The organism is Pirellulales bacterium (genome assembly GCA_036499395.1).
GTDB lineage: Bacteria > Planctomycetota > Planctomycetia > Pirellulales > JACPPG01 > JACPPG01.
Genome location: DASYDW010000122.1, coordinates 165,893 through 190,726 on the forward strand (window position 1 = coordinate 165,893; position 24,834 = coordinate 190,726).

At 60.6% G+C, this 24,834-nt stretch carries 16 protein-coding genes; 7 read left to right on the plus strand and 9 right to left on the minus strand.

What is annotated here, in order from left to right:
* Positions 1–88 precede the first annotated feature (88 nt).
* Together VGN12_23395 and VGN12_23400 are read right to left on the minus strand one after the other, a co-directional pair.
* Positions 89–865: a 3-ketoacyl-ACP reductase gene (locus VGN12_23395; protein ID HEY4312413.1), complete on the minus strand. Its 777-nt coding sequence runs from the start codon at positions 863–865 to the stop codon at positions 89–91.
* A gap of 45 nt (positions 866–910) precedes the next feature.
* Entirely contained in the window at positions 911–1,426 is a 516-nt protein-coding gene (locus VGN12_23400) for a hypothetical protein (GenBank protein HEY4312414.1), read from the minus strand.
* A 463-nt stretch (positions 1,427–1,889) separates the two neighbouring features.
* On the opposite strand from VGN12_23400, the gene xylB reads away from it, so the two are divergent.
* Together xylB and VGN12_23410 are read left to right on the plus strand one after the other, a co-directional pair.
* Positions 1,890–3,422 (plus strand): xylulokinase, encoded by a 1,533-nt coding sequence (xylB, locus tag VGN12_23405; GenBank protein HEY4312415.1) that lies wholly within the window; start codon positions 1,890–1,892, stop codon positions 3,420–3,422.
* A gap of 109 nt (positions 3,423–3,531) precedes the next feature.
* Entirely contained in the window at positions 3,532–4,488 is a 957-nt protein-coding gene (locus tag VGN12_23410; protein HEY4312416.1) for an ornithine cyclodeaminase family protein, read from the plus strand.
* A 47-nt stretch (positions 4,489–4,535) separates the two neighbouring features.
* Here VGN12_23410 and VGN12_23415 read toward each other — a convergent pair whose 3' ends face one another.
* The 3 genes from VGN12_23415 to VGN12_23425 form a co-directional block, all read right to left on the minus strand.
* Positions 4,536–6,995: an MMPL family transporter gene (locus VGN12_23415; protein ID HEY4312417.1), complete on the minus strand. Its 2,460-nt coding sequence runs from the start codon at positions 6,993–6,995 to the stop codon at positions 4,536–4,538.
* A gap of 294 nt (positions 6,996–7,289) precedes the next feature.
* Entirely contained in the window at positions 7,290–9,056 is a 1,767-nt protein-coding gene (locus VGN12_23420) for an SLC13 family permease (GenBank protein HEY4312418.1), read from the minus strand.
* Positions 9,057–9,222: 166 nt separating this feature from the next.
* Positions 9,223–10,653: an SH3 domain-containing protein gene (locus VGN12_23425; GenBank protein HEY4312419.1), complete on the minus strand. Its 1,431-nt coding sequence runs from the start codon at positions 10,651–10,653 to the stop codon at positions 9,223–9,225.
* A gap of 317 nt (positions 10,654–10,970) precedes the next feature.
* Between VGN12_23425 and leuS the strand changes: the two genes are divergently transcribed.
* Complete coding sequence (gene leuS, locus VGN12_23430) at positions 10,971–13,814, plus strand: leucine--tRNA ligase (GenBank protein HEY4312420.1); 2,844 nt, start codon at positions 10,971–10,973, stop codon at positions 13,812–13,814.
* A gap of 35 nt (positions 13,815–13,849) precedes the next feature.
* On the opposite strand, the gene VGN12_23435 is transcribed toward leuS, so the two are convergent.
* Positions 13,850–15,241 carry a bifunctional methionine sulfoxide reductase B/A protein gene (locus tag VGN12_23435; GenBank protein ID HEY4312421.1) on the minus strand — a complete coding sequence of 464 codons (1,392 nt, stop codon included), beginning with the start codon at positions 15,239–15,241 and terminating at the stop codon, positions 13,850–13,852.
* A 533-nt stretch (positions 15,242–15,774) separates the two neighbouring features.
* On the opposite strand from VGN12_23435, the gene VGN12_23440 reads away from it, so the two are divergent.
* On the plus strand, positions 15,775–17,838 hold the full coding sequence (locus tag VGN12_23440) for a hypothetical protein (GenBank protein HEY4312422.1): 2,064 nt from the start codon (positions 15,775–15,777) through the stop codon (positions 17,836–17,838).
* Between the two features lie 10 nt (positions 17,839–17,848).
* Here the strand turns inward: VGN12_23440 and VGN12_23445 are convergent, their stop codons facing one another.
* Both VGN12_23445 and VGN12_23450 read right to left on the minus strand, forming a co-directional pair.
* The gene (locus VGN12_23445) at positions 17,849–18,640 is read right to left on the minus strand and encodes an alpha/beta hydrolase (GenBank protein HEY4312423.1); all 792 of its coding nucleotides are present in this window, start codon (positions 18,638–18,640) and stop codon (positions 17,849–17,851) included.
* A 224-nt stretch (positions 18,641–18,864) separates the two neighbouring features.
* Positions 18,865–19,653 (minus strand): hypothetical protein, encoded by a 789-nt coding sequence (locus VGN12_23450; protein ID HEY4312424.1) that lies wholly within the window; start codon positions 19,651–19,653, stop codon positions 18,865–18,867.
* A gap of 64 nt (positions 19,654–19,717) precedes the next feature.
* Here VGN12_23450 and VGN12_23455 point away from each other — a divergent pair, with 64 nt between their 5' ends.
* Positions 19,718–21,022, plus strand: a complete 1,305-nt coding sequence (locus tag VGN12_23455; protein HEY4312425.1) for a Gfo/Idh/MocA family oxidoreductase — start codon at positions 19,718–19,720, stop codon at positions 21,020–21,022.
* Positions 21,023–21,288: 266 nt separating this feature from the next.
* Positions 21,289–22,074, plus strand: coding sequence for an LssY C-terminal domain-containing protein (locus tag VGN12_23460; protein ID HEY4312426.1), 786 nt, complete (start codon positions 21,289–21,291; stop codon positions 22,072–22,074).
* Positions 22,075–22,246: 172 nt separating this feature from the next.
* On the opposite strand, the gene VGN12_23465 is transcribed toward VGN12_23460, so the two are convergent.
* Positions 22,247–23,281 (minus strand): sugar phosphate isomerase/epimerase family protein, encoded by a 1,035-nt coding sequence (locus VGN12_23465; protein HEY4312427.1) that lies wholly within the window; start codon positions 23,279–23,281, stop codon positions 22,247–22,249.
* Between the two features lie 164 nt (positions 23,282–23,445).
* Here VGN12_23465 and VGN12_23470 point away from each other — a divergent pair, with 164 nt between their 5' ends.
* Positions 23,446–24,819 (plus strand): PQQ-binding-like beta-propeller repeat protein, encoded by a 1,374-nt coding sequence (locus tag VGN12_23470; protein ID HEY4312428.1) that lies wholly within the window; start codon positions 23,446–23,448, stop codon positions 24,817–24,819.
* Positions 24,820–24,834 lie beyond the last annotated feature (15 nt).

The window sequence follows — 24,834 nt, forward strand, 5'->3', positions numbered from 1 at the left end:
CCAAATCGACAGAAGCTGCGGCGAAGAGCCCGATTCTAAATGCGCCGGCGCCCGAAACTGGGCGGGATTCTGGACAACGAGGTGCTCGCTATAGCCGCCGGATGTGAAAACCGCCGTCGACGTTGATTCTCTCGCCGGTACTATAAGGAAACGCGTCGCTGACGATCGCGCCGACGGCGCGAGCCACGTCCTCGGGCTGTCCCCACCGACGCTGGGGTACCATGCCGGCCCCCAGTTGCTGATCGTATTTCTTCCGCACCGGCTCAGTCATGTCGGTAGCGATCAGGCCGGGGCAGATCTCAAAAACCTGGATTCGCTCACCGGCCAATCGATCGGCCAACAGCCAGGTCATGGCTCCCATGCCCGCCTTGGCGATGCAATAGTCGGCGCGATCGGTGCTGATGGCGTAGGCCGAGATCGAGGAGATATTGATGATCTTTGCGCCGGCGATAGTTCCCGCGTGAATCAACTCGATCATTCGCCGTGCGGCGAGCTGGGCCAGGAAAAACGGACCCTTAAGATTCGTGCCCAGCACTTGATCCCAGTTCTGTTCGGTCGCGTCGAGCAAGTCCTGGCGGCCTGGCGACGTAATACCGGCGTTGTTTACGAGCACGTCCAGCCGGCCGCCGAACTCGAGCGCGCGTTCGACGAGCACGCGGCGATCCTCCGTGTTCGAGACGTCTCCGTGAACGCTGATGGCGTGCCCGCCGGCGCGATGAATCGTGGCCACGACTTCGTCAGCGGCGTCCCGACGGGCGTGGTAGTTCACGAGTACGACGTGACCGAGGCGTGCCAACTCGAGCGCAATCCCGCGGCCGATTCCCCGCGAAGCGCCTGTCACGAGTGCCACTGGCGTTGCGGTCATAGATTCTGCGGATCGTTGGAGGTTAAGCGGACTGCCGAATTAAAGTTATACGCGCGGCTCAGCGGCCTGCAAATCAGTGCGCTTATGAGTTAGCGCAAATTCCAAGTCGCGGCGAATCTGCGCCGATTCGCGCGTAAAGGCGCTCCGAGTTGTGACGTACCAAAAAACCGCCAGGAGCACGACCGCAATCATCGCTGAGAGGATCAGCAAAGTGATGCGCAACGGTTGATAGAAAAGTGATACGACCACGAATAACGAGAGCAGGATCAGCGACAGCGCCAGCACGAATTCGCCAACTCCACGGTCCTGCTCGATGGTCGCGGTAACCCGCGTTATGCCGTCGGCATGGTCTACAACACCGCGCACGACCGGACGCGGCAACCAAAAGGTCCCATTCTCCGGCAACACGAGCGAGATTTCGAACGCGGACGGTCCGACATCACCTTGAAAGGTCCGAAATGGCCCTAATGCCGATGGCGCGATACCGGCCAGCAGCGACGTTCGGAGCTTCGGAGCCTGCACGTGTGATTGCAGGCAGTCGGTTGCCTGCTCGCGCGACATTGGCACGTTGACGACGATGGTTTCGTGTGGCCGAAGATACCGCAGCCAAACGTCGCGCCCGATACGCGGTCGTTGAGATGTCGTGACTTCTCCGCTCATACCACGATGATAATCGAGTGACGACACGCCGTCCAAAAGCGGTGAATTCTACTCGGCTGCAAGCCTTTTCTGCTGATGTCTTGAGAACAAAAGCATGCGCGCCGACGATCGAGAGATAGCTCGACATTGGTGCGATTTCGGGCCGAATCGTCGGCACGCATGCTTTTCCTACGGTAGGCACAAGCTACAACGGCGGCAAGTTTTGCGTCGCGCGCGCGGGTTGCCCCCCTAGCTCGTGGCGGGTTACAATCCGCGACGTCGTGGAAATCCGCCGGCAAATCATGGCGCGGCAAGCGGTTTCGCTCGCGGAAGTTATGCTCTACTTATCTCGGTCTATCCTGCATTTAACCCTGTTCGCATTTTCATGAGTCATTTTCTCGGCATCGACGTCGGCACCTCGGGCACCAAGGCCCTCGTCATTGACGAGACGGGCACGATCCAGGCGAGCGCCATGGAGACGTACCCTTGTTATCACCCTAAGCCCGCCTGGAGCGAGCAGGACCCTAACGATTGGTGGCGAGCAACGACGTCGGCGATTCAATCGGTCGTCAAGAAGGCCAAGCTTCGCCCGGCTGACGTCGCGGCGATCGGCCTGTCAGGCCAGATGCACGGCTCGGTCTTTCTCGATAAACGCGATCGCGTTATCCGTCGGGCTCTGTTGTGGAACGACCAGCGGACCGCGGCCGAATGTGCCGAGATTGAACAGCGCGCCGGCGGACGGCGCAAACTGATCAAGATGGTGGCCAACCCGGCTTTGACCGGCTTTACCGCGCCTAAGGTCCTTTGGTTGCGCAATCATGAGCCGCGAAATTTTGACAAGCTAGCCAAGGTGCTGCTGCCGAAGGATGAGATCCGCCGCCGGCTGACTGGGGAATACGCCACCGAGGTGAGCGACGCCAGCGGCACCTTGTTGTTGGACGTTGCCAAGCGGCGGTGGTCGAGCGCTTTGCTCTCAAAGCTGGAACTCGACGAGAGCTTGTTGCCACGCTGCTACGAATCGGAAGAGGTCACCGGCCGTCTGACGCGCGAAGCCGCCGAGGAATTGGGCCTGTCGACCGATTGCCTGGTCGTCGGCGGGGCAGGGGACTGCGCCGCGGGGGCCGTGGGAAACGGCATCGTCTCGAAAGGGATCCTTTCGACGTCGATTGGCACCTCGGGCGTGATGTTCGCCCACAGCGATACGGTGGAAATCGATCCCGAGGGACGCGTGCATACATTTTGCCATGCTGTGCGCGGCAAATGGCACGTGATGGGTGTCACCCTGGCCGCCGGCGGCTCGCTCCAATGGTTTCAGAACGAGCTGTGCCATAAGAATGGCGCGACGGACGAGGCGCCGACGGCCGATTCGTACGAGATTCTCAATCGCGAGGCGGAAGGCTCCCCGGCCGGAAGTGAAGGATTGTTCTTTCTTCCCTACTTGTCCGGAGAACGCACGCCCCATGCTGATCCCTTTGCACGCGGTTGCTTCATCGGCCTGTCGCTTGCCCATCGGCGTGGGCACATGCTGCGCTCGATCATGGAGGGGGTCGCGTACTCGCTGCGCGATTGTCTGGAGATTATTCGGGGGCTAGGCATCCCCGTGCGCGAGATTCGTGCGTCGGGAGGCGGTTCGAAAAGCGCTCTCTGGCGACATATTCAAGCTGACGTCTTCGGACAGAAGGTCTCGACAATCAATGCCGAGGAGGGACCGGCTTATGGGGTGGCCTTGCTAGCGGCCGTTGGGGCCGGCGCGTTCAAGGACGTTCGCGAAGCCTGCGCAGCCACGATTCGCGTCGTCGATCATACGTCCCCCCAGCGCGCGGCGGTGAAGATGTATGACCGGGGCTTTCCCGAGTATCAACAGCTCTATCGCTCGCTGCGTGACGATTTCCGCCGCATCGCCGAGATGCAACAATAGGCTGCAGTCCGAGATCGCGCCTGCGTCAGGTGTACGGGAAATCGAAACGCCGATCGCGCCGGCATCGCAACATGAAACTGCAGGCCTTCTCGCGCGCAGGAGAATATCCATGAGTGCGCTGTATTTGACCGAAGCCGACGTGACGGCGCTGATCGATATGCCCGGCACGATTGCGGTGGTCGAGGAGGCGTTTCGCCATCTGGCCGTGGGGGAAGCCGAGAACATTCCGCGCGTACGTACCCGGGCCCGCGGCATCATCCTGCATGCCATGATCGCCTCGGCCGGATACCTGGGATACGTCGGTTGGAAATGTTATACGACGACGCGCGACGCGGCGCGCTTTCATGTCGGGCTTTACGATCAGACGACTGGGCAGATGGTGGCCCTGATCGAAGCCGATCAACTAGGCCGGCTGCGCACTGGGGCAACGACGGGCGTTGCTCTACGCGCAATGGCGCCGGCCGAATCGCACGAGCTCGGTCTGTTTGGCGTCGGCCGCCAGGCCGAGACACAGGTAGCGGCCGCTGCCGCCGTTTTGCCGCTACGGCGGGCATTCATCTACAGCCGATCGGAAGAGCGCCGCACGCTGTTCGCTGAAAAGATGCAGATGCAGTTGGGCATCGAGGTAATACCGGTCGACCGGCCGCAGGAAGCGGCCGAGGATCTGCCGATCGTGATCACGGCTACGACCAGCTCGACACCGGTCTTCGACGGGGCCACACTGGCCGAGGGGACTATTGTTTGTGCCGTGGGGGCCAATGCCTTGTCGCGTGCCGAGATCGACACCACGACAGTACGCCGCGCTGACGCAATCGTGTGCGATAGTGTGCAGGCTTGTCGCGGTGAGGCCGGGGATTTTACGGAAGCGCTGGAAAAGGGAATCTACGACTGGCGCCGCGCGGTCGACCTGGCCGAGGTGGTCGTGGGCCGCGCCAGCGGAAAGCCGCGAACCGGCGGCGTCGCGATCTTCAAATCGGTCGGTCTGGCCGTGGAGGACGTCGCTATGGCGGCCCGGCTGCTGCAGTTGGCCAAGGAACAAAAGCGCGGCGTCGCACTGCCATTCTGAATTTCGTGCTGGCAGTCAGCCATAAAAGACGGCTGGCCTCGGGGACGCTACGTCGTGATGGAGCGGCGCGTCGGCTCGACGCGCGGCGCCTCATCCAACGGGCGAAGGCTCTTCGGAGCGGGCGGCGTCTGCCGTGGCGGCTCGTCGGCCGCCTGAGGTTTTTTTACTTTGACCCCTCGAGCAAACAAATAACCCAGCGGCCCTGCAAGAATGGCCGGCAGCATCAGCAAGTTCGCCAGTAGCGTGGCCGTCAACAGTGCGATCGTCATGCAGCCGAAGCGTTGGGTCGGCGTGAACGGGCTGAGGGCAAAAACGCTCAGGCCCAGGCCGATCACGCCCCAGCTTTGATACATGGCGCGGCCGCAATGGTGATAAGCGGCCTTCACGGCTTCACGTTGCGTGGCGCCATCCGCGATCGCACGGCGGTACTGCAACATGAAGTGCACAATATCGTCAACCGAGACGCCTAGGGCGACGCTCGGAGTCATCACGGTACCGATGTCGACCACGATTCCCAGCCAGCCCATTAGGCCGAAGATCACGATCGGCGGAAACACGCTGGGCACGGCCAGGATGATGCCCGAGGTGAACGACCGCATCGCCACGACGATCGCGATGAAGATCAAGATCAGGTCGGTAATAAAGCCGGTGACCAGCCCGTCGAGCAACGAGTTCTGCGCCTTGTAGACCAATGGCACGAGTCCGGTATAAGTCGCTTGCAGGCTGGCGGCCTCTTTCTCGCCCAATCTGGCCCGCATGTCGTCCATGACCGGCTCGACTTTGGCGCGAATGTCTTTGACGAACTTGGCGTAATCGACATTCTTTAGAGCGCTGACGCGGGCACTGACGCGCCACATTTCGCGGCCGTCTTTCTCGCGCAGGTAGTCGCTCTTCAAATACTCGTCGCGATGCTCTTCCAGCTTTTCGTTTCGCAACTTGCGCGCAAGCGCTTCCTCGTCCTTGACGCCGGCCACCGACTTTACGAGCCCGGCGATCCCGCGGCGCGCCTTCTTCGGCTTAGGCGCATCGGCCTGGACCGGCGGCCCCAAATTGGCCGAGAAGGTGGCCGCCGACAGGCTCTTGCCGACCTCGGGAATAGTTTCGACTTCCTTTTGGACTCGCTGCACCAGCTCCATCCGCTCGAGGAAGTTTAATCGCGAACTGAGTGGGTCGACATTGATAACGACTTCCATCGGTATCAGGTTGCCGAGATGCTCTTCGAGCCATTCATAATCGGTGACAACTTTGGCTTTCGGCGAGAAGAGCCGCATCAATTGGACGGACGTTTCCATCCGCGACATTCCGAATGCGCAGAAGGCGATCACCGCCAGTCCACCGGCGGTCATAATGCCATGGTGCGAGATTATCCAATCGCCAACCTTGTCCCAGTTGCCGAAGAACGCGGGATCGATGGCCGGCGCTTCGGCTTTTTTCTCAACTTCGTCCGCCAGCGGCCAGCGCTCGAACGCGGCCGGCATGAAGAAGAACAAAAATAGCAGGCTGATGACCACGCCAACGGCCGAGTAGAAGCCGAAAAGTTGGATCGGCACTAGCTCGCTGTAGCACAACGTCAGCAAACCGACGGCGGTCGTCCCCGTGGCCAGACTCAAGGGGAGCCAGGCGTGCTTGATAGCACGCATTGGGGCACCTTCGAGGCCTAATTCATGGATCGAATCGCGGTAATAATTGGCCAGGTGAATGGCCCCCGAAATCGCGGCAACATAGACCAGCGACGGCATCGTCAGCACGATGGCGTTCATCTCTCCGCCCGAATACCAGACGAAGGCCAGGCTGGCCATCGCGCTATAGATGCCTGCCGTGAGAACAATGGCCACCAGCTTGACGCTGCGCAGGCACCACCAGGAAATCACCAGCCCGATGAACCCCGCCAACGACGCCAGTCGGACCAGGCTCTGCTCGCCGGCTAGATCGATGGCGACGTTGTCCGATGGCGGCCCGCCCATGTGCAGGGCGTCATGCTTGATGTTGCACTCTTTTTCGGCGGTGTTGTAAATCTTGGCGATCGTCTTACGCAGGCTCTTCTTGCCTTCAGGCGAGAGTGTCAGCACCAGGCAGGTTTGCTTGCCGTCGCCGCCGATCAGTGAGCCGCGCAACCGCTCAATGGCCTCGCTACGCGTGATATTGATGGGCGGATTGACGAGAGTGTCGATGATCGCGGGGCCGGAAAGCGCCTTGGAGAAGTAGCGGCCCTCGGCCGGCGCCTCGATGTCCGCAGGCGGCACCAGCTTGGCGGATAAGAGCGCCAGTCGCTCATCATCCAGCGTGCAACCATCCCAACTGACGAGGACAAATTCCTCGCCTTGGAAGTGCTTGCGGAACTCTTGATAGACCTTCGTCTCTTCGTATTGATCTGGCAGCCATTGCTCGACGCGATTCTGATTGTTATTCAGCGCGCGACGTGCGCCGGCAAATGAGATCGGCAGCAAGAATACCGCGATCAATAGAATCGCGGGACTGTGACGGGCGTAGAAGTCGCGTTTAGTCATTCGCCGAGCAACCGGATCGCAATCAATGAAGTGCTTCCTTGCGTGGGGCGCTCCCAGCAACTTTTACCGAGGGCACCACCACAGCGGTCCGCAGTTTCGAGATACAAACTCGAGGGTCCAGCCTCGTCCTGGGCAGGTCATGCAGCGCGCGGCTGATAGCACCACGAATTCTACGAGGTTACAGCGAAATCACGACCTCGTCCAGACCGAAGCGCAAGGAGAACGATGCGTGCCAGCATGTCGTTATAGCGCTTTTTATTGACGTTTACGCGGCAAATCGTGCGCATGTTGCATTTAAAACGGCCAGATAAAAGGACTAAGACCGACCGTAATTAGTCCAATCAAAATATCGAGCGGGACGCCAATCTTTACGTAATCGTTAAACCTGTATCCGCCGGGACCATAGACCATCAGGTTCGTTTGATATCCGATCGGTGTGGCGAAGCCGGCTGAGGCTGCCATCATGGTCGCGATTACAAATGGCATCACGCTGACATTCATGTTGGTCGCCGTGGCAATGCCTAACGGAAACATCAAGGCCGCTGCCGCGTTGTTCGTAATCAATTCCGTCAGCAACAACGTCACAAGATAAAACATGGCGAGCGCGAAGAAGGGCTTGCCCTGCGCGGCGCCGATCAATCCGTCGGCAATGGCTTGTGCAGCGCCCGTGTTCTGTAGGGCGTCGCCGAAGGCGAACGATGCGGCGATGGCCAAGAGCACCGGCCAATCGATATTGCGCCGCGCGACGTCGGCCGTACAGCAGCGGGTGATCAGCATGGCCGCTGCCGCTACGAGTGACGCCTTCAGCATGCTCATGTAGCCGCTTGCCGTCAGGACGACCATTCCGATCATGATTCCCAGGGCCACGAACGCCCGCTCGTGGCGCATCGGCTGGGAGTTTTCCAGTTGGCTGACCAGGAAGAAATCGCGACTATTGCGCTGCTGATTGACGAACGAGGGATGCGCTTCCAACAGCAGCGTATCGCCGGGCCATAGCACGACATCGCCGATTTTCTTGTTGATCCGTTCACCATTGCGGGCCACGGCCACGACCACGGCGTTGTAGGCGGTGCGAAAGCCTCCGTCTCGGATCGATTTGCCAACCACCGGGCAGGTGTTCGACACCACGGCCTCGATCAGGCAACGCACGTCGCGCGGCGACTCGAGCTTGAAGACCTGATCCGTGGCCGGCACTAGTCCCCGCGTCTTCTGCAAGTCGACCACGGATTCGACAATGCCGACAAATACCAGCCGGTCGTTCTCGCGCAATCGTTCCTGGGGTGAGACGGCCGGTAAGACGATCCCGTCGCGATCGATCTCGGCCAGGTAAACGCCCGGCAGATGGCGCAGACCGGCGTCTTCGATCGATTTGCCGATCAACGGACTGTCCGGCGCCACCATCATTTCGGCGGTATAGCTGCGTGGGTCATCGGTTTGGCTAATGGCTGGTCGACGATCGGGCAGTAGCCAACGACTGGTGAGAAGTAAATAAATGCAGCCGGCGATCGCGGCGGGAATTCCCACCTTGCTGATCTCGAACATCGCCAAGCCGTAGCCCTGGGATTTGATGAAGAGTCCGTCGACGACCAGATTCGTGCTGGTGCCAATCAGCGAACAAGTGCCACCGAGGATCGCGGCATAGCTGAGGGGAATCATCAACTTCGAAGCGGCGATTTGTTGCCGCTTGGCCCAATCGTTTACAACGGGAATCAGCATCGCCACTAGCGGTGTGTTGTTGACGAAGGCGCTGATCCCGGTGACGGGAATCAACAACCGGGCGATCGCAGCGGTGGTCGATTTTGGCCGGCCCAAGACACGGGACGCGATCAGGTCGATGGCTCCTGTCTCGCGCATGCCGGCGCTGACCACGAACAGCACGGCCACGGTGACGAGCCCCTCGTTCGAAAGGCCGTGGACCATCTCGGCGGGCGTGAGAATGCCCGCAGCCATCAGTGCGATTAGGCCGCCGATCAACGCTACGTCGGGACCGATCGCCGTAAAGACGAGCGATGCCAAGACGGCGCCCAGCACGAATAAAGTGAATCCCGACTGCCAATTCATGCTGTACCGCTGTGAGTCCGCCAGAATCGGACGAGGCGAAGTAACGCCAGCGGGGCTTGCTCGCTGGACGGTTCGGCATGGCCGAGGCCTCGAGTCCAAGTCCGCAATATAGTTGCCATCGCCGGGACGGCAACTGCGTCGAAGTCTCCGGGCGGGCTGATCCCAGCTAGCGCAGCGTGACCCCTTCTTCGATCGGGGCGACGCGTTTGGCCGTGACGTGGCTGGTGCGGGCGTCTGGCATGAAGCCCAGCGCTCCTTGCACTCCTATTTCGCGTCCGATGTACGGTCGCAGATTGACGCCTGGGGCCGCCGTGACGTACTGCTTGACTTTGCCTTCCTTGTCGAGCAAAGCATAGCTGGCCACTCCCGACTGCGCGGGATAAATCTGCGTCAACTTGCCGACACCGTCGAACCGCTGATCCAGGGGGACGCCGAGCGAGCCTCCCAATGAAGCGTGGATCGCATCCTGGTTGCGTAAATCCGTGGCCATCTGAGCGCTGGCGATCTTATTCGCACGTTGCTGGATGTCCTCGAAGCGCGAGATCTTTCGCTGCACCAGCCTGACGCGGCCCCGGTCGAGCGCGGTATCGCTGTGGGTAAGCAGCGACTCTGTCCGGCTACGGAGCGATGATAGGTTCCAACTCGAGGGCTCCTTGGCCACCTCGGTCGAGAGATCGATATCGATTGATTCGAGTTCCTTGAGTAGATCGGCATCGCCGGCCGAATTTGTCGAGCGGCGTGGTGGTGAACTTGCCTTGCGCGATTCTGGCGCGGACCACTCGCGATCATCCTCGCGTTTAACGTGGAGCGATGCCAGCTTACGCATGCTTGCTGAACCGTCCCAGTCAGCGTCGGGATCGTGGTCCCGATCTTCATCGCGCGACCGAACTTGTCTCGCCTCGGCGCGGCCGCGACGTGGTTCGTCGTCGTTGTCTCGGTCGAGTTCATCCCGTTCGTCGTCGCGGGCGCGCTCTCGCCGAGCGGCGCTGCGCTTGTCAAGTTCCGCTTCCTGCTTTTTCGAGTGCTTGGCAATCAGGATGTTGTTGTCCGGGTCGCGCTTGCGCACTTCGCGTTCCGGACGGTCGTGACCGATAAACTGCCCTGACACCCAGCGGAATTCGCCTGCCGGCGGCGATACCTTGTACCAGGTCTGTGCGGCCGGCCCGGTGCCAATCCGCTTGGCTTCCAGAACTTCGACCAGTTCGCCCTCGTCTAATCGGACCTGGATCACGTCACGTATATCGCTGAACGCGCTTCCGACGCGGGCTACGACACGCTCGCCCTTGATCACGGCCATCTTGCCTTCGCCGGGCTCGACGAACTCGGCCGACACCCAGCTAAAGCATTCCGCCGGCGGCCGGATCGCGTACCAACCGCCTGGATCGTGGCGATAGATCTGGACACGTTCGCCGCGCTTCAATCGCAACACGGGGTAATAATTCTGCCCGGGCCCGCTGCGCAGATAAACGTCGTCGGTATTGACGAAGGCATCGTAGGGAAATTGCACATCGCTCGAATCGTTGTCGAACTCTTCGGCCCCTGTGGCGCCGCTTAGAGCAAAGAGAACGATCGCTGCGAGAAGCAGACGGAGTGGCATCGACAGCCTCCTCGCCAGACGAACGCGGCGAGTTGCGTGCGGTAACGTAATGGAAACAAAACGGGTAGAAGGGGTCGAACTTGTAGCGGAATCCCAAGGTCCTCTCAAGAGCAGTCGTAACGCCGCTCAGTGGGCAGTCATTTGGCCGCGTACTGCGCCGTTCACGGCAGGGCCGGTCGAGGAAAACCGCGCAATCGGCGGGGTTTGCCGCTATTGGCCTGACGCATTAGAATCAGCCCTCCGTCGCCGTGGCCGCTGTCGCGGCGGGCTTTTTCTGGCACTTTTCCGACCGCATCCGCGCGGCAGATGACATCGCTATGCCCCGATACAATCCCGCCACGATCGAGCCTAAATGGCAGCAGTACTGGCAACGCGAGCGGACGTTCGCGGCGCCGCGAATGCCGGTCGGGCCGAAACTCTACGTGCTCGACATGTTTCCCTATCCCAGCGGTGACGGTCTGCACGTCGGTCACCCCGAAGGGTACACCGCGACAGATATTGTTTGCCGTTACAACCGCATGCGCGGACGGAGCGTGTTGCACCCGATGGGTTGGGACGCCTTTGGCTTGCCTGCCGAGCAACATGCCATTCGTACCGGCACGCCGCCGCGGACGACGACGGAAAAGAATATCAGCACGTTTCGTCGGCAGTTGCAGATGCTCGGGTTCAGCTATGACTGGGAACGTGAGCTGAGCACGACCGACACGAATTATTTCCGCTGGACGCAGTGGATCTTCTTGAAGCTGTTCAACTCTTGGTTTGATCCGGAACAGCAGCGCGCCCGCGCGATCGGCGAATTGCCGATTCCGGCCGACGTCGCGGCCGAGGGGGAAGCGGCCGTGCGCCGCTACCGTGACGAGCAGCGCCTGGCATATCAGCTCGAAGCCCCGGTCAACTGGTGCCCGAACCTGGGCACCGTATTGTCGAACGAAGAAGTCAAGGACGGGCTCAGCGAGCGCGGATCGCACCCGGTGGTGCGCATTCCGCTGCGGCAATGGATGCTGCGCATCACGGCCTATGCCGAGCGGCTGGAAAAGGACCTCGAGCAGGTCGATTGGTCCGAAGGGATCAAGGCGCTGCAACGCAATTGGATTGGCCGGAGCGTGGGAGCCGAGGTCGACTTCTATATTTCTACGCAGCCGCAAACCGCTACATCGCAGGGTGCGGACTTTGCCGCTTGGCAAGTGCAGCGCAAAGCGGCAGGCTTCCCACGCAAGCCTGGCGAGGACGTACTGCGCATCTATACGACGCGTCCTGACACGCTCTTCGGTGCCACGTACATGGTCATTGCGCCCGAGCATCCGCAGGTCGAGCGGCTAACGGCCGCCGCGCAGCGTGCAGAAGTGCAAGCGTATCGCGAGCAGGCGGCGCGCAAGAGCGACCTGGATCGTACGGACCTGGCCAAGACGAAAACCGGTGTCTTCACCGGTTCGCATGCCATCAATCCTGTGAACGGAAAGCCCGTCCCGATCTGGGTAGCTGATTATGTCGTAATGGGATATGGCACCGGCGCGATTATGGCCGTGCCGGGGCACGACACGCGCGATTTCGAATTCGCGAAGCAATTCCAAATTCCCGTTATCGCTGTCGTTGACCCGGTCAAGGCCAAGGATGTCGATCGCACCGCAGTGCTGGCCGGCGAATTTCCGTTCACGGACCAGGGAACGGCTATCAATTCCGGCGTCTATGACGGCCTGACGACGGTCGAGTTTAAAAAGAAGATCACTGCCGACCTGGCCGCGAAGGGCGTTGGCCGCGCGGCGGTGAACTACAAGCTGCGTGATTGGCTGTTCAGCCGGCAGCATTTTTGGGGCGAGCCATTTCCGATCCTGCACGAGTTGGGCCCGGACGGCGAGCCCAACGGCGAACTTCGCGCGCTCTCGGAAAATGACCTGCCCCTCGATCTGCCCGAGATGAAGCATTTCAAGCCGCATGGCCGCCCGGAGCCCCCGCTCGAAGAAGCGCCGCAAGACTGGCTTTACCCGGTCATCGACGGCGTGAAATACAAGCGCGAAACAAACACCATGCCGCAATGGGCCGGATCGTGCTGGTATTACTTGCGCTTCATCGACCCGAAGAATGATCAAGCGTTGATCGACCCGGCGCTTGAAAAGGCGTGGATGCCGGTCGACCTGTATGTCGGCGGGGCCGAGCACGCCGTGTTGCACTTGTTGTACTCGCGCTTTTGGCACAAGGTGCTGTTCGACTTGAAGCTGGTCAGTTCGCCCGAGCCGTTTCAGAAACTGGTGAACCAGGGGATGATCCTGGGCGAGGTGGAGTATTACGGATACAGAAACAAGGAGGGGCATTGGGTTCCGGCGCCGCAAAACGAGCGAGCCACAGGATTCATTCCAGATGACGCTGCTACGATCGAGAAGGTCCCTGCCGCGCAAGTTGAGAAACGTGATGGCGACTTCTTTCTGAGATCGACGGATATCAAGCTTCAATCTCAGTCGTCCAAGATGTCGAAAAGCCGTGGTAATGTCGTGAACCCCGACGCGGTCGTGGCCGAATACGGCGCGGACTCGCTGCGGCTCTACGAAATGTTCATGGGCCCACTCGAAGCGGTAAAACCGTGGAGCATGGAGGGGGTCAACGGCGTGCGCGGATTTTTGGACCGCGTGTGGCGCATGATAACGGCTGAACGCAGCGAAACGCTGGAGTTGAATGCCGCGGTCGTAGATACGCTGCCGACGGTTGACCAGAACCGAATGCTGCACCGCACCATCCAGGGCGTGACGCAAGATATTGAGCGGATGTTCTTCAACACCGCCATCTCGAAGATGATGGAGTTTACGAACTTCTTCTTGAAAGAAGATCACCGCCCGCGCGCGGCGATGGAATCGCTGGTGCTATTATTGTCTCCCTTCGCGCCGCATACGGCCGAAGAGTTGTGGCAACTGTTAGGGCACCCGAAGTCGCTGGCCCACGAGCCTTGGCCCGTGTTCGACGAGGCCGCGATTAAAGAGGATTCGATCGAGGTGCCAGTGCAGGTCAACGGCAAGCTGCGCGGCCGAGTCCGCGTGCCAGCCGAGGCCGACGCCGTGGCAACAGAAGCTGCTGCCCGAGCAGACGAGAAGGTCGCCGAACAACTCGGGGGCAAGACGGTTGTCAAAGTGGTCGTTGTGCCCGGCCGGCTGGTCAACTTCGTGGTGAAGTAGCCGGCGCAATACGCAACGTGCCGTGTGCCGCAGCGTTACTGTGCCAGGCCCGAGATCTTCGCGGCCTTTTCAGGGTCCATCAATTCCGGATGACGCTTCTGCACCGAGCAGGCCTTGGGGAGGGAATGCCCTCGCACGTACGGCTGGAATGGGTTATTGACGACGAAGTCCTGGTGGTAGGCCTCGGCCGGGTAGAAGGCGCCCAGATGTTCGAGCTTGGTCACGACGCGCCGGTTTCCGTAAGCCTTCTTCTCGGTGAGTTCATGAATCTTCGCTTCAGCGGCCTTCTTTTGCTCGTCGTTCTCGTAAAAAATCGCTGAGCGATATTGCGAACCGACGTCGGGTCCCTGGCGGTTGAGCGTCGTCGGATCGTGGGCGTCGAAAAACACGGTTAGTAGCTGATCGTACGTGATCTTTTCGGGATCGTAGGTCACGCGAATCGCCTCGGCGTGCCCCGTGTTTCCCAGCGACACCTGTTCGTAGGTGGCGGTGTTGGCGCGGCCTCCGGAGTAGCCGCTTTCCACGTCGCTGACGCCGCGCAGTTGTTGAAACGCCGCCTCGGTACACCAAAAGCATCCGCCGGCAAATACGGCTGTCTCGTTCATGCCCTTCTCCTTCGTGGCGGCCGGCTTTTCGTCGTCGGCGGCTACGGTTGATTTTGTTTTTCTATTGTCCGCGCCATCGACTGTTTCACCTGTCGCGGCAGCTAGTAACGTTGAACTCTTCCGGCCGGCGCCGATCCCTGACACGCCATCCTTATCGGATTTTTTATCCGTGGCCTTGTCGGCGGCCGGATCGGCAAGGCTGGCCAGGTGATGATCGTCGGTGAAGTTCAGCGAGGCCGAGTTCATGCAGAATCGCAAACCGACGGGCGCTGGTCCATCGTCAAAGACGTGACCCAGGTGCCCATCGCAGCGGACGCATTTTACTTCATAACGCAAGGTGCCATCACTCATGTCGCGTTGCGTTTTGACGTTCTCCTTGGCTACCGGATGCATGAAGCTGGGCCAACCGGTGCCAGAGTCGAATTTCGAACTCGAAGAGAATAGCGGCAGCCCACAACCGGCGCAGACATACACGCCTTCCTTCTTGTTGTCGACCATGTTGCCGCAGAAGGCAGGCTCAGTGTCTTTGGCACGCAACACATGGTATTGCTCGGCGGTTAATTTGCGCCGCCATTGTCCGGCTGTCAGCACAACCCTCGGCGAATCGACCGGCCCGACGAACTTCCCCTCGGCATTGAAAACAAAAACGCTGACGTGGTGCGCATCATGTTTCGCGGGGGGAGTGACATGATGAGCGCGATCCGACGCGGCATGCTTCTCCGCTTGATCCGCATCCGTTTCGCCGGCATCAAGGCGCGCGCCGGTGGGAAAGATCGCCGTGGCCAAGACCATTGCCACACTTAGCATGAAAGTCATACGCATCGACGGCACTCCTCGAGGAGGAAAGAACGGCCGTTCCCTTGCGGGCCATTATACGACGGTGGCAGTTGGCAACCAAAAAGCGAGTCGTGGTCCCGATGTCGCGCAAGCAAACTGACCTGTTTAACTATATCACCCTGCCACGGCAGGGCAATTTCACCTAAGTGACAAACCTGCAATGCAGCAAGAGTTTGCAGCGTTTTTCCCGGGAAATAGTACGGTGCCAGCCTACCCGCGGATTTACGTCAATTTGCGGAAACCCGTCTGGGGGCGCGGCCGGCGTGTTTTACATGCTGCCTTACACTTGGTCGGAATCTCTCAATTCTGAATCCGCCGGATGTGTTTCCGTCGAGTTTGCAGTGGTGCCCCCCAGCGACGTTAACTGTTGCGCCGTCGATCCTTGTCTTTAGCGCGCGAACAGGCCATGATGAGTGGTGCGCCCGGGGGCTTGTCTGGCGGTGGCTGTCGGTCGGGTGCCTGCGCATTCTCGAATCCAAGCTCCGACATCGACACGTTTTCTTCGCTGTGCCGCGGTCATGAACATCGTCTTCAACTGCCCTGGCTGCGGTGCCATCCTCCGCATGAAGGAGGAATACGGCGGTCGCCGAGGCCGCTGTCCGCACTGTCAGGGGGCGATTACCGTGCCCGCGATCGAGACCGACGCCGGCATGGACCTTCTGCCGCTTGAAGAAGGGGCGGACGACAAGGGAAGTAGTTCTTCCGCCGAGGCGTCACCTTCGCAAACGCCAGCGAGCAGCTATTCGACGCCGTCCCGTTTCTCCGGATCGCAAGGTGCATCCTCGGAGGCGCAAGGCGCGACAATGGGGGGCGACAGCAATATTGGCTTAGCGCCTCTTGAAGAGCGACCGGCGAAGGCATCGCCCGCAACATCGAGCGTGACGTCGACGGCCGGCGCGCCGTCGTCGAAGATCGACAGCAATTTGGGACTTGCCCCGCTCGACGAACCGACGAAAAAGCCGGTCAGCGCGGTGCCGCAGGCGCCAGCCGTTAAGTCGCAAGCCGGCGAGAGCGCGATAGGTTTAGCCCCGCTGGAAGACGTGAAAAATAAGCCGGCTTCCGCGCCGGCGCGAGCGCCGGCCAAGTCCCCGGCGAGCAAAGAAGACACAGAAGAATTCGGCCTGGCGCCGTTGGAAGGCGCGCAAGGCGCGAAGCCGGCAGTCCCTGCTGCAGCGACGACAACAGCCAAAGGGGGCGCGGCCGGTAATGGGCCTGCAAAGCCCGCCGCGCCTAGCGAAGACCCGGCGCGGATTGCCTGTACCAAGTGTGGCGCCAGGATGCGCGCTCCGGCGAACGCCGCGGGACGGACCGTCGTCTGTCCGAAATGCAAAAACAAGTTTCGCGTTCCCGAATCCGCCCCAAGCGTTGCTTCGCCCAGCTCGAAGATTACCGATAGCGACACGCTGGCGATCAGCGATACGCCATCGTCGAGCGGGGACCTCGGCGATGGAATGCTCGATATGTTGGGGGATGGCGCTTTATCGTCCGCTAAATCGCCAGCGCTCGACGGGCAAGGTGCAGGGTTAGGCGGTCCGAAGCTGGCAACGAAATCTAGCAGCGGGGGCATCCTTGGATTGCCCCCCTTGGCCGTGTATGGCGGGGCAGCGGGATTGGCCTTGGTCTTGTCGCTGTTGCTGGTGTTTTTGTTGGGTGGCTTTAGTAGCAGTACAACGAGCGTCTCGCAAGCTCCGGCCGGTGCTCCGACTGCGTCTGCTGGACAAGCGGCGCCTCCTTCGGCATCGCCGGGACCAACAACTACTGCTCCACCGGCGGCGCCGATGCCAACGACTCAGGGCGCAGTAGCCCCGGCGCCAATGGCAGGTGGAATGCCCCCCAATCCGACAACAGTGCCACCGAATCCGAGCACGCCCGCGCCGCCTGCTGGCCCTGGCCTGGGGGGATTGCGAGCGCGCGTTCAGGCACAATCAGCAGCGAGCGGACAGCAACCGTCTGCGGAAAACGCGGTCCCCGCCGGCATGCCTGCCCAGCCGATGCCGGCGGGAACACCGACGGCCGGAGGTTCGCCGGGCGCGCCGGCCACGGCGCCAGCGGTCTCGGCCGATCCGGCCAATTGGCGACAAAGAATGCCCGTGGTCCGCGTCGAGGGGGATGGAAACCCTCGCGCCGGCGAAACGCCGGTGCCTCCCGCGAATCCATCGGATCCGATGGCATGGGTCATCGAAGTCATGGAAGTCGAAACGCAATTAGCTGACAATTTGAAGCAGGTTACGGATGTGGAGTCGGCGAAGCGCGTGGCGCCGACTTGGGCCGGGTTGATGGAACGCGGTCTGGATAGAGTTCGCAAGATACGACTTGCCGGAGGGCCCCCCAAACCGCAACCGAATCCCGGGGGAGGTGGTGGATTACGTGCCCGCGCGCTCGCGGCGTCAGCCACGACCCAGGAACCGGAAAACCTGGCGAAGGTCGACGGCGAAATGTTGCGGATCGCCGGCGTAGCCGGCGCAATGCCGATTCTGGAAGCGGCTCTACTCGATCAAGCGCGGCGCGATCCATCGGGCGCGCTGGCTGCAGCTTTGACCGAGCGCGGCGTGGCGATCACCGCAGTGCCAGGCCCGCAATAGTTACGCGGCTCTACACCGTCGCGTGCGCTTCGACAAACGTGGCAATCTTTTTGGCCACGGTTGGGGGATCTTCGACCAAAAGGAAATGCCCCAGGTCTGGCAACTCGTGGTACTCGGCACGCGGGCAGCGGCGGGCTAATTCGCGTCCCATTTCGACATGCGCGATGGGGTCACTATCGGCCCACACGAATTGCACGGGGGTCGTTGCGAGTTCCATTGCGCCGATCCAGCGGTCGGCGTGCAAATATCGCTCGCGCATGTAGCCCCCCAGGGCCGGCAAGCGCAGATGCCCATCCTGGTAGCGCAACAGCTCTTCCATCACTTGCGCGTCGGCGGGCGTAATTACCTCAGGCTTTTGCATCAGCCCGCTCAAAGCGTGGACGTAAATGCCGGGCATCACTTCGGTGCAGAAGGCGATCGCCTGTGGCAGCGTCGCATTGTTGGCCATCAACTCTTGAAAGGGGGTGATCTTGGCCAGCCATTGCAGCATGCTGCCATTGAGAAACGTCGACGTCAGGAGCCGAAAACCCAATCGTCCTTCGGCCTGCCGGGCCAGCAACTCGTCGTGAACGCTCGTGCCCATGTCGTGGCTAACGACGTGCGCGGCTGTGACGTCTAGTTTATGTAGCAGCGCCTCGATTAGGTCCGCCTGTTGAAACAGAGAATAGCCGAAAGCCTCGGGCTTGTCGGACAAGCCGAAGCCGAGAAAGTCAGGCGCGATGGTACGGAAATGGGGGCTGAGATGCTCAGCTACGCCCCGCCAGTCATGGCACGAAGTTGGATAGCCGTGCAGCAGGAGCACGGTACGCGTGTTTTCGTCGCACACTACCGGCTGGCGCTCAAAGTAAAAAATCTTGCGGCCAGCGATTGATGCGTACCGGCCGGTCTTTGACCAAATTTTCGTGATATCTGAAAGAGTTTGATCGTCCAACAAAGAACCCTCCCACGAGCAAGGGAATCGTGTCGCGATTCTACACTTACTCGGGAGGGAAGTCGCAAGGCCTTATGATTGGCTTTGCGGTAATACTACCTCGCCGCCCCCTTTTCCTTCGCTGCGGCCGCCTGGTGGCCCATGTGGGCTACCATCTCTTTGCAACTGGCGGCGCAGGTCCGGCATTCTTTCGCGCAGCGGGCAAGTTGCTCGTCGTCGCCGTGCTTTTCGCATTCGGTCGCACACATTTCACAGGCGGCCGCGCAAGCGGTGCAACCAATGTTCATCAGCGGGCTCGCCCGGCCAATCAGCTTGGCCGAGTTTGCACAAAATTCCTGACAGTCGATTGCGACGTGCATCGCGTCAAGCAGTTTGCCCGACCCTTGCGACTTTTCGTAACAATAGTGGGCCGTCATGTTGCATTCGTTCATGCAACTGGCGCAGGTATCCATGCATTTTTGCAAGTGGTCGCCGTGATGCGAATGTTCATGCCCTTTGTCATCTTTGTCGGCCGCCAAGGCATTCGCTTTAACAAAGGCCATCGACGCTGCTCCAGCAGCCACGGTGCCTAGCATGTGACGACGATCCATGATCCCCTCCTTTTTAGTTACAGGTTTCGCCTGAGATCGTTCTGAATTAGTCCTGCCGAGACTGCTCGTTCGCCTTACAGACTGGACGGCAGCGATCCAGTATTCTTCATCGCCGTTGAACGTCGGGGCGCGACTTATAGCCGATTCTCTTTTCGAAACCAGCGCACTGACTGCAGCAGCGCCCTGCTTCCCCGATACGCACTCAAAGGCTATGCAACTGCGGTGCCAAGGCAGAATGCCCTTGCCTTCGATGGTACAATGAACGGCTGTCAGGCCACCTCCTTTTCCGTTCATTAGTCGCCGCATGCGCAACGCCCCGCGGATCTGCCGTCGTGAGTTTCTCGGCCGCAGCTCGGCTATGCTGGCGGCACCCTGCTTCGCTTCGGCTGCAGCCCTAGGGCTATCTGGCTGCCACCGCCCAGCGGCAAATGAACGCGTTACGGTCGGCGTGATTGGCCTGGGCGCGCAAGGTTTCGACAACCTGCGGCAAATGCTGCGTTTGTCGGACGTACAGGTCGTGGCCGTTTGCGACATCGATCCGCTGCACTATCGCGATAACGAGTGGGAGAAAGGGCCTCCCTACGGCCGCGATCCTGCCAAGGAGCACGTCGAGCGGCATTATGCTGGCCAGCAGAAGTCCGGCGAGTACGCGGGTTGCGCCGCGATCACCGATTTTCGAGATCTATGTGGCCGGCCCGACATTGATGCGATCGTAGTTTCGACGCCGGATCATTGGCACGCTTTGTGCGCGCTCGAAGCGCTGCGCAGCGGCAAAGATGTGTACGGCGAGAAGCCGCTTACCCATTTGTTCGACGAGGCGCGAGTGCTGTGCGACGAGGTGGCCCGTCGCAACGCCATCTTTCAAACGGGCACACAGCAGCGGTCGATGCCGGTGTTTCGCCGGGCCGTGGAAATCGTGCGCAATGGCCACCTGGGACGCATCGAGCGTGTCGAGGTGGGGCTGCCTGACGGTTACGACAAACCGATGGGAGACGCCACGGTCACGGAGCCACCGGCCCGACTCGACTACGAGATGTGGACCGGCCCGGCGCCGCTGCTGTCCTATATGCGCGCCCGACATCATCGCTGGTGGCGCGGCCATCGGGCCTACGGTGGCGGAACGTTGATGGACTGGATTGGGCACCATAATGACATTGCCGAATGGGGGCTGGGACCCGAGCAAGCGAAACTTTCCCGCGTCGAGGCTGTCGGCTGGACATTTCCCGAAATGGACATTTACAACACGCCTGTCCATTTCGATATTCGCTGCCAATACACGGGCGGTGTCGAGTCCTCGATCTCGGACCGGCACGAGCAAGGGACGAAATGGATTGGCGAGCGCGGTTGGCTGTTCGTGACTCGCTCGATCATCAAAGCCTCGGACCCGCGCTGGCAGGCGCCTGACTTCAACGTGGGAAGCTTTCATGTCGGGGCCTCGGCCGGGCACCATCGCAATTTCATTGACAGCGTGAAGTCTCGCCAGCGTGCAATCGCGCCCCCCGAGGTCGCCTGGCAATCGATCACACCCGGCTTTTTGGGATATGTGTCCCAATGCCTGGGGCGCCCGGTGAGCTGGGATGCCAGCCGCCGCACGGTTATCGACGACGCCGAAGCTGAGCAGTTATTAAATGCGGTCGAGTACCGTGGGCCGTGGAAGCTGTAAGCAGGAAGAACTCGCTTCTCAATTTGAGAAGGGAATAGTCCGCAGATTTTCGCAGATTTGAAAAAGCATTCGACGGCCTGATTGCCGATCTGCTTTCTTAGGGACAACGTGAGGGCCGATCGATCGGCCTAGCTAGCGTGCAAGCTGGTGCCTTCCGATCTTGAGCGCACCGGTCGGGCCCGCTACGATTCCCGCCCTCTGTCGCGGCTTTTCCGGCTTGGCCTGCCCAATTCCGGGCGTGGCTTTTCTTTTCGAACGGGTGTCGCATGCCGAATCCAGGCAAGTTGATTGCTGGCGGTTCGTTTACACGTCGCGCGGTCCTTGAAACATGCGCGCTGTTCGTCGGCGCGACTCTCATCGGCGCGGACGTAACGCCCGGTGTCGTACAGGCCTGGCAAAATCCGTTGCGGGCTCCGGAATCGGCACCGCCGCCGCAGCAACAACCGCAAATCATCGCGCATCCGGCCCTGCGCAACGCGCCGCAATACACGGCGACGAAACAAGGGCGCCAGGGGGACCCGCTGAACATTGCTTTCATCGGCACCGAAGAGGAATTGCACCGGGCGATGGCCGAGGCCCATTGGTTTCCGGCCGATCCGATCACGCTGAAGACTTCGGTCCGTTTGGTAGCGGACGTACTGGAACGCAAGCCGTACCCTGACGCGCCGGTGAGCCACCTGTTTCTTTACGGGCGGGTACAGGACCTGGCATTCGAGCAGCCTGTGGGGCGCAGTCCGAAGCAGCGGCATCATGTCCGTTTCTGGCGCTCAGCCGAAGTTGACGCCAACGGCGAACCGTTATGGATGGGCGCGGCGACCTACGACGAACGGGTCGAGATCAGCCGTACGACGGGCGGCATCACCCATCGAATATCGCCTGACGTCGACAACGAACGAGACAAGCTGATCCGTGATACCGGTGAAGCTGGGAACTTGGCCGGCGCCTATTGGGTCGAGGGATTTCACCAGATCCTCGAAGGGCGCAACGGCGGCGGCGATCCCTACCGCACCGACGGCCGATTGGCCGTGGGCGTGATCACCGTGCGACGCTAAGCCGGAAGCAACGAGCCGGGGGGCACGCTTAGTCGGGGGGCGCGGGCGTCTCGCCCGCCTGGATCGCAAAGCATGATTTGCGACCTGTCGTTGCGGAGCCGGGCGTTTTCGCTACCGAGTTTTCAGGCACACGCGCAAGAAGGCGGGCGGGACGTCCGCCCCCTAGGGCAAGTTACACGCGAGATGTCTTTCGTCCCAGCAGCCGGTCCATCGAGTCCGAGGTTTGGTAAATCAGCGCCTCGGGATAGTGTTGCCACGGGTGAAAGTATTCGAACGTCAGATAGCCGCGGTAACCGAGCGTTTGAAACTCGTCCATCACGGCCGGCCAGTTGGTGGTGCCGTCCAACAGCGGGCGGAATGATTCGAGCGAGTAGTCGGTCCCCTTCTTTGTGAATTCCTTGAGATGTACGTTCTGTATTCGCGCGCCGAGGATCGGAATCCAATGCTCGGGATACTGGAAGAGCATGATGTTGCCAGTATCGAAGTGTACGCGCACCCGTTCGCTCTCAAAGCAATCGACGAATGAGTTCATCTCATCGGGTGTCATCAGGAAGCCGTTGAAGAAGATGTTCTCGATGTTCAGGTTCACCTTCTGCTGCTCGGCGTGCGGCACCAGCTTGCGGACGGCTTCGATGGCTCGTTCTTCGCAGACGTCGTTCGGGACAGGGTCGTAGTCGGTGCGCCAGGGAATGGTCACTGCGCCAGGCACGACCAACAGGTTTTCGGTCCCCAGATCATGCGCCGCGGTGACCATTTTGCCTGCTAGTTCGAGCGAGCGCGTGCGGATGGCCGGGTCGTGACTGGTCATCGGATAGGGCCAGAACAAGAACGAGCAGACGCCGCTGATCTGGATGCCAATCCGTTCGGCCATTTTGCGAATGGCTGTGAATTCCTTGGTGCCGGACTTGGGCGACAGGTCGTTGTCCAGGTCGTAATTCAGCTCGATGGCGTCGAAGCCGGCATCGTGCGCCAGTTGTAAGCACTGTTCGAGCGACATCTTGTCCGGATAGGGAAAAGCCCACAGGTTGATGCTCTTCTTCATGTCGTAGCGCTTGCCGGCCGGGCTATCCGTTGTCGCATGAGCCGGCTTGGGCGCGGCCGCCACCTGGCCGAAGGCCTGTGCCCCGCCCGCCGCCGCCAAGGCCGCGGAAATCACGCTGCGGCGCGAAAGGCGATAGGCGTTGCCGCCCCGTGGATCGTCCGTCATCGTTTGCTGGCTCCCCGAGAAATGCTGTAGCGTGGTGTCACTTCATCGTAACGCGGATTCCGCAGCCAATCACGCGACGGACTAGCTTTCTGATTTGGTTTCAGCCACAATGACGCTCGGCCGTGGCGCGGTCCTGTCAATGATTCTTATCGGAGGGCATTTCCATGCGTTCCTCGCTGTGCCACGCACTTCTCGCGGCCATCACCGTTCTCGCCATCCAGTCCGTCGGCTGGGCTGAAACCAACGCTCCGCTGTTTCTGTCCAGCCGGCAACCGGCCGCTGGCTCCAAGGCTTCTCCGCCCGAGCGCTGGAGTGCTACGGAAAACGTTGCCTGGAAGACCGATCTGCCGGGGCTGGGTTGGTCGTCGCCCATCGTGTGGGGAAAACGCGTCTTTCTCACGACGTGCGTCAATACCGGCAAAGACGCCGAGCCGCGCAAGGGGCTCTATCTCGAGGACGTCGACGCCAACAAGTATCCGCCCGAGAAGGACGAGCATCGCTGGACCGTGATCTGCCTGAACCTGGACGATGGTTCGATTGTGTGGGAGCGGGACGCGCATAAGGGGATTCCGGCCAAGCCCCACCACATCAAGAACACGCTGGCATCGGAAACGCCGGCCACTGACGGCGAGTTGTTGTACGTCCTATTCGGCAACGTCGGCCTGTACTGCTACGATTTCGACGGCAATCTGAAATGGAAGCACGAGCTCAAACCGCGCGAGACGCGCTACGGTTGGGGGACCTCGATGTCGCCGATCGTCTACGAGGACCGGGTTTACCTGGTTGACGACAACGAGGAAGAATCGAAGTTGCTGGCACTCGACAAGCGCACGGGCAAAGTGATCTGGGAAGTAATCCGCGACGAAAAGACCAACTACTCGACGCCGTACGTCTGGAAAAACCCCTTGCGCACCGAACTCGTGATCTCAGGCATCAACTGGGCCACGAGCTACGACCTCGACGGCAAAGAGCTGTGGAAGATCAAAGGGAAGTCGATTCTCGCGATTCCTACGCCGTTTGAGCGATTCGGCATGCTGTACGTCACATCGGGGCACGTGGTGTGGGGTGAAAATCAGATCTTCGCCATCAAGCCGGGTGGGTCAGGAGATCTGTCGCCGCAGGATAAGAAAACAGCGGACGAGCATATCGCCTGGTGGAAAAATGCCGGACCGTATCATCCGACGCCACTGATCGTGGACGACACGCTGTACATGCTATTGGACCGTGGGTTCATGGCGGCCTATGACGCCAAGACGGGCGAGACCGTTTACGACAAGAAGCGCATCCCGAATGGCCGTGCATTTACCAGCAGTCCCTGGAGCTACAACGGAAAGATCTTTTGCGTCAATGAAGACGGCGTCACGTTCGCCATATCGCCGGGCAAGAGTTTCGAAATCATGTACACGAACCAACTGGCCGACGATGACATGTGCATGGCCACACCGGTGATCGTGGACGACAAGCTGCTGATCCGCACGGCCGAGCGTCTGTATTGCATCCGAAACCAGACGGCAGCGCCGGCCGCTGCAGGCGAATAGAGTCAATATTCTTTC

Excerpts from the sequence above, each read along its gene's own strand:
- VGN12_23450 (HEY4312424.1), bottom strand. The coding sequence starts at position 19,653 with ATGAACGGAAAAGGAGGTGGCCTGACAGCCGTTCATTGTACCATCGAA.
- VGN12_23400 (HEY4312414.1), bottom strand. The coding sequence starts at position 1,426 with ATGTCGCGCGAGCAGGCAACCGACTGCCTGCAATCACACGTGCAGGCT.
- VGN12_23470 (HEY4312428.1), top strand. The coding sequence starts at position 23,446 with ATGCGTTCCTCGCTGTGCCACGCACTTCTCGCGGCCATCACCGTTCTC.
- VGN12_23460 (HEY4312426.1), top strand. The coding sequence starts at position 21,289 with ATGCCGAATCCAGGCAAGTTGATTGCTGGCGGTTCGTTTACACGTCGC.
- VGN12_23395 (HEY4312413.1), bottom strand. The coding sequence starts at position 865 with ATGACCGCAACGCCAGTGGCACTCGTGACAGGCGCTTCGCGGGGAATC.
- xylB (HEY4312415.1), top strand. The coding sequence starts at position 1,890 with ATGAGTCATTTTCTCGGCATCGACGTCGGCACCTCGGGCACCAAGGCC.
- VGN12_23425 (HEY4312419.1), bottom strand. The coding sequence starts at position 10,653 with ATGCCACTCCGTCTGCTTCTCGCAGCGATCGTTCTCTTTGCTCTAAGC.
- VGN12_23410 (HEY4312416.1), top strand. The coding sequence starts at position 3,532 with ATGAGTGCGCTGTATTTGACCGAAGCCGACGTGACGGCGCTGATCGAT.
- leuS (HEY4312420.1), top strand. The coding sequence starts at position 10,971 with ATGCCCCGATACAATCCCGCCACGATCGAGCCTAAATGGCAGCAGTAC.
- VGN12_23435 (HEY4312421.1), bottom strand. The coding sequence starts at position 15,241 with ATGCGTATGACTTTCATGCTAAGTGTGGCAATGGTCTTGGCCACGGCG.
- VGN12_23440 (HEY4312422.1), top strand. The coding sequence starts at position 15,775 with ATGAACATCGTCTTCAACTGCCCTGGCTGCGGTGCCATCCTCCGCATG.
- VGN12_23465 (HEY4312427.1), bottom strand. The coding sequence starts at position 23,281 with ATGACGGACGATCCACGGGGCGGCAACGCCTATCGCCTTTCGCGCCGC.
- VGN12_23415 (HEY4312417.1), bottom strand. The coding sequence starts at position 6,995 with ATGACTAAACGCGACTTCTACGCCCGTCACAGTCCCGCGATTCTATTG.
- VGN12_23455 (HEY4312425.1), top strand. The coding sequence starts at position 19,718 with ATGCTGGCGGCACCCTGCTTCGCTTCGGCTGCAGCCCTAGGGCTATCT.
- VGN12_23420 (HEY4312418.1), bottom strand. The coding sequence starts at position 9,056 with ATGAATTGGCAGTCGGGATTCACTTTATTCGTGCTGGGCGCCGTCTTG.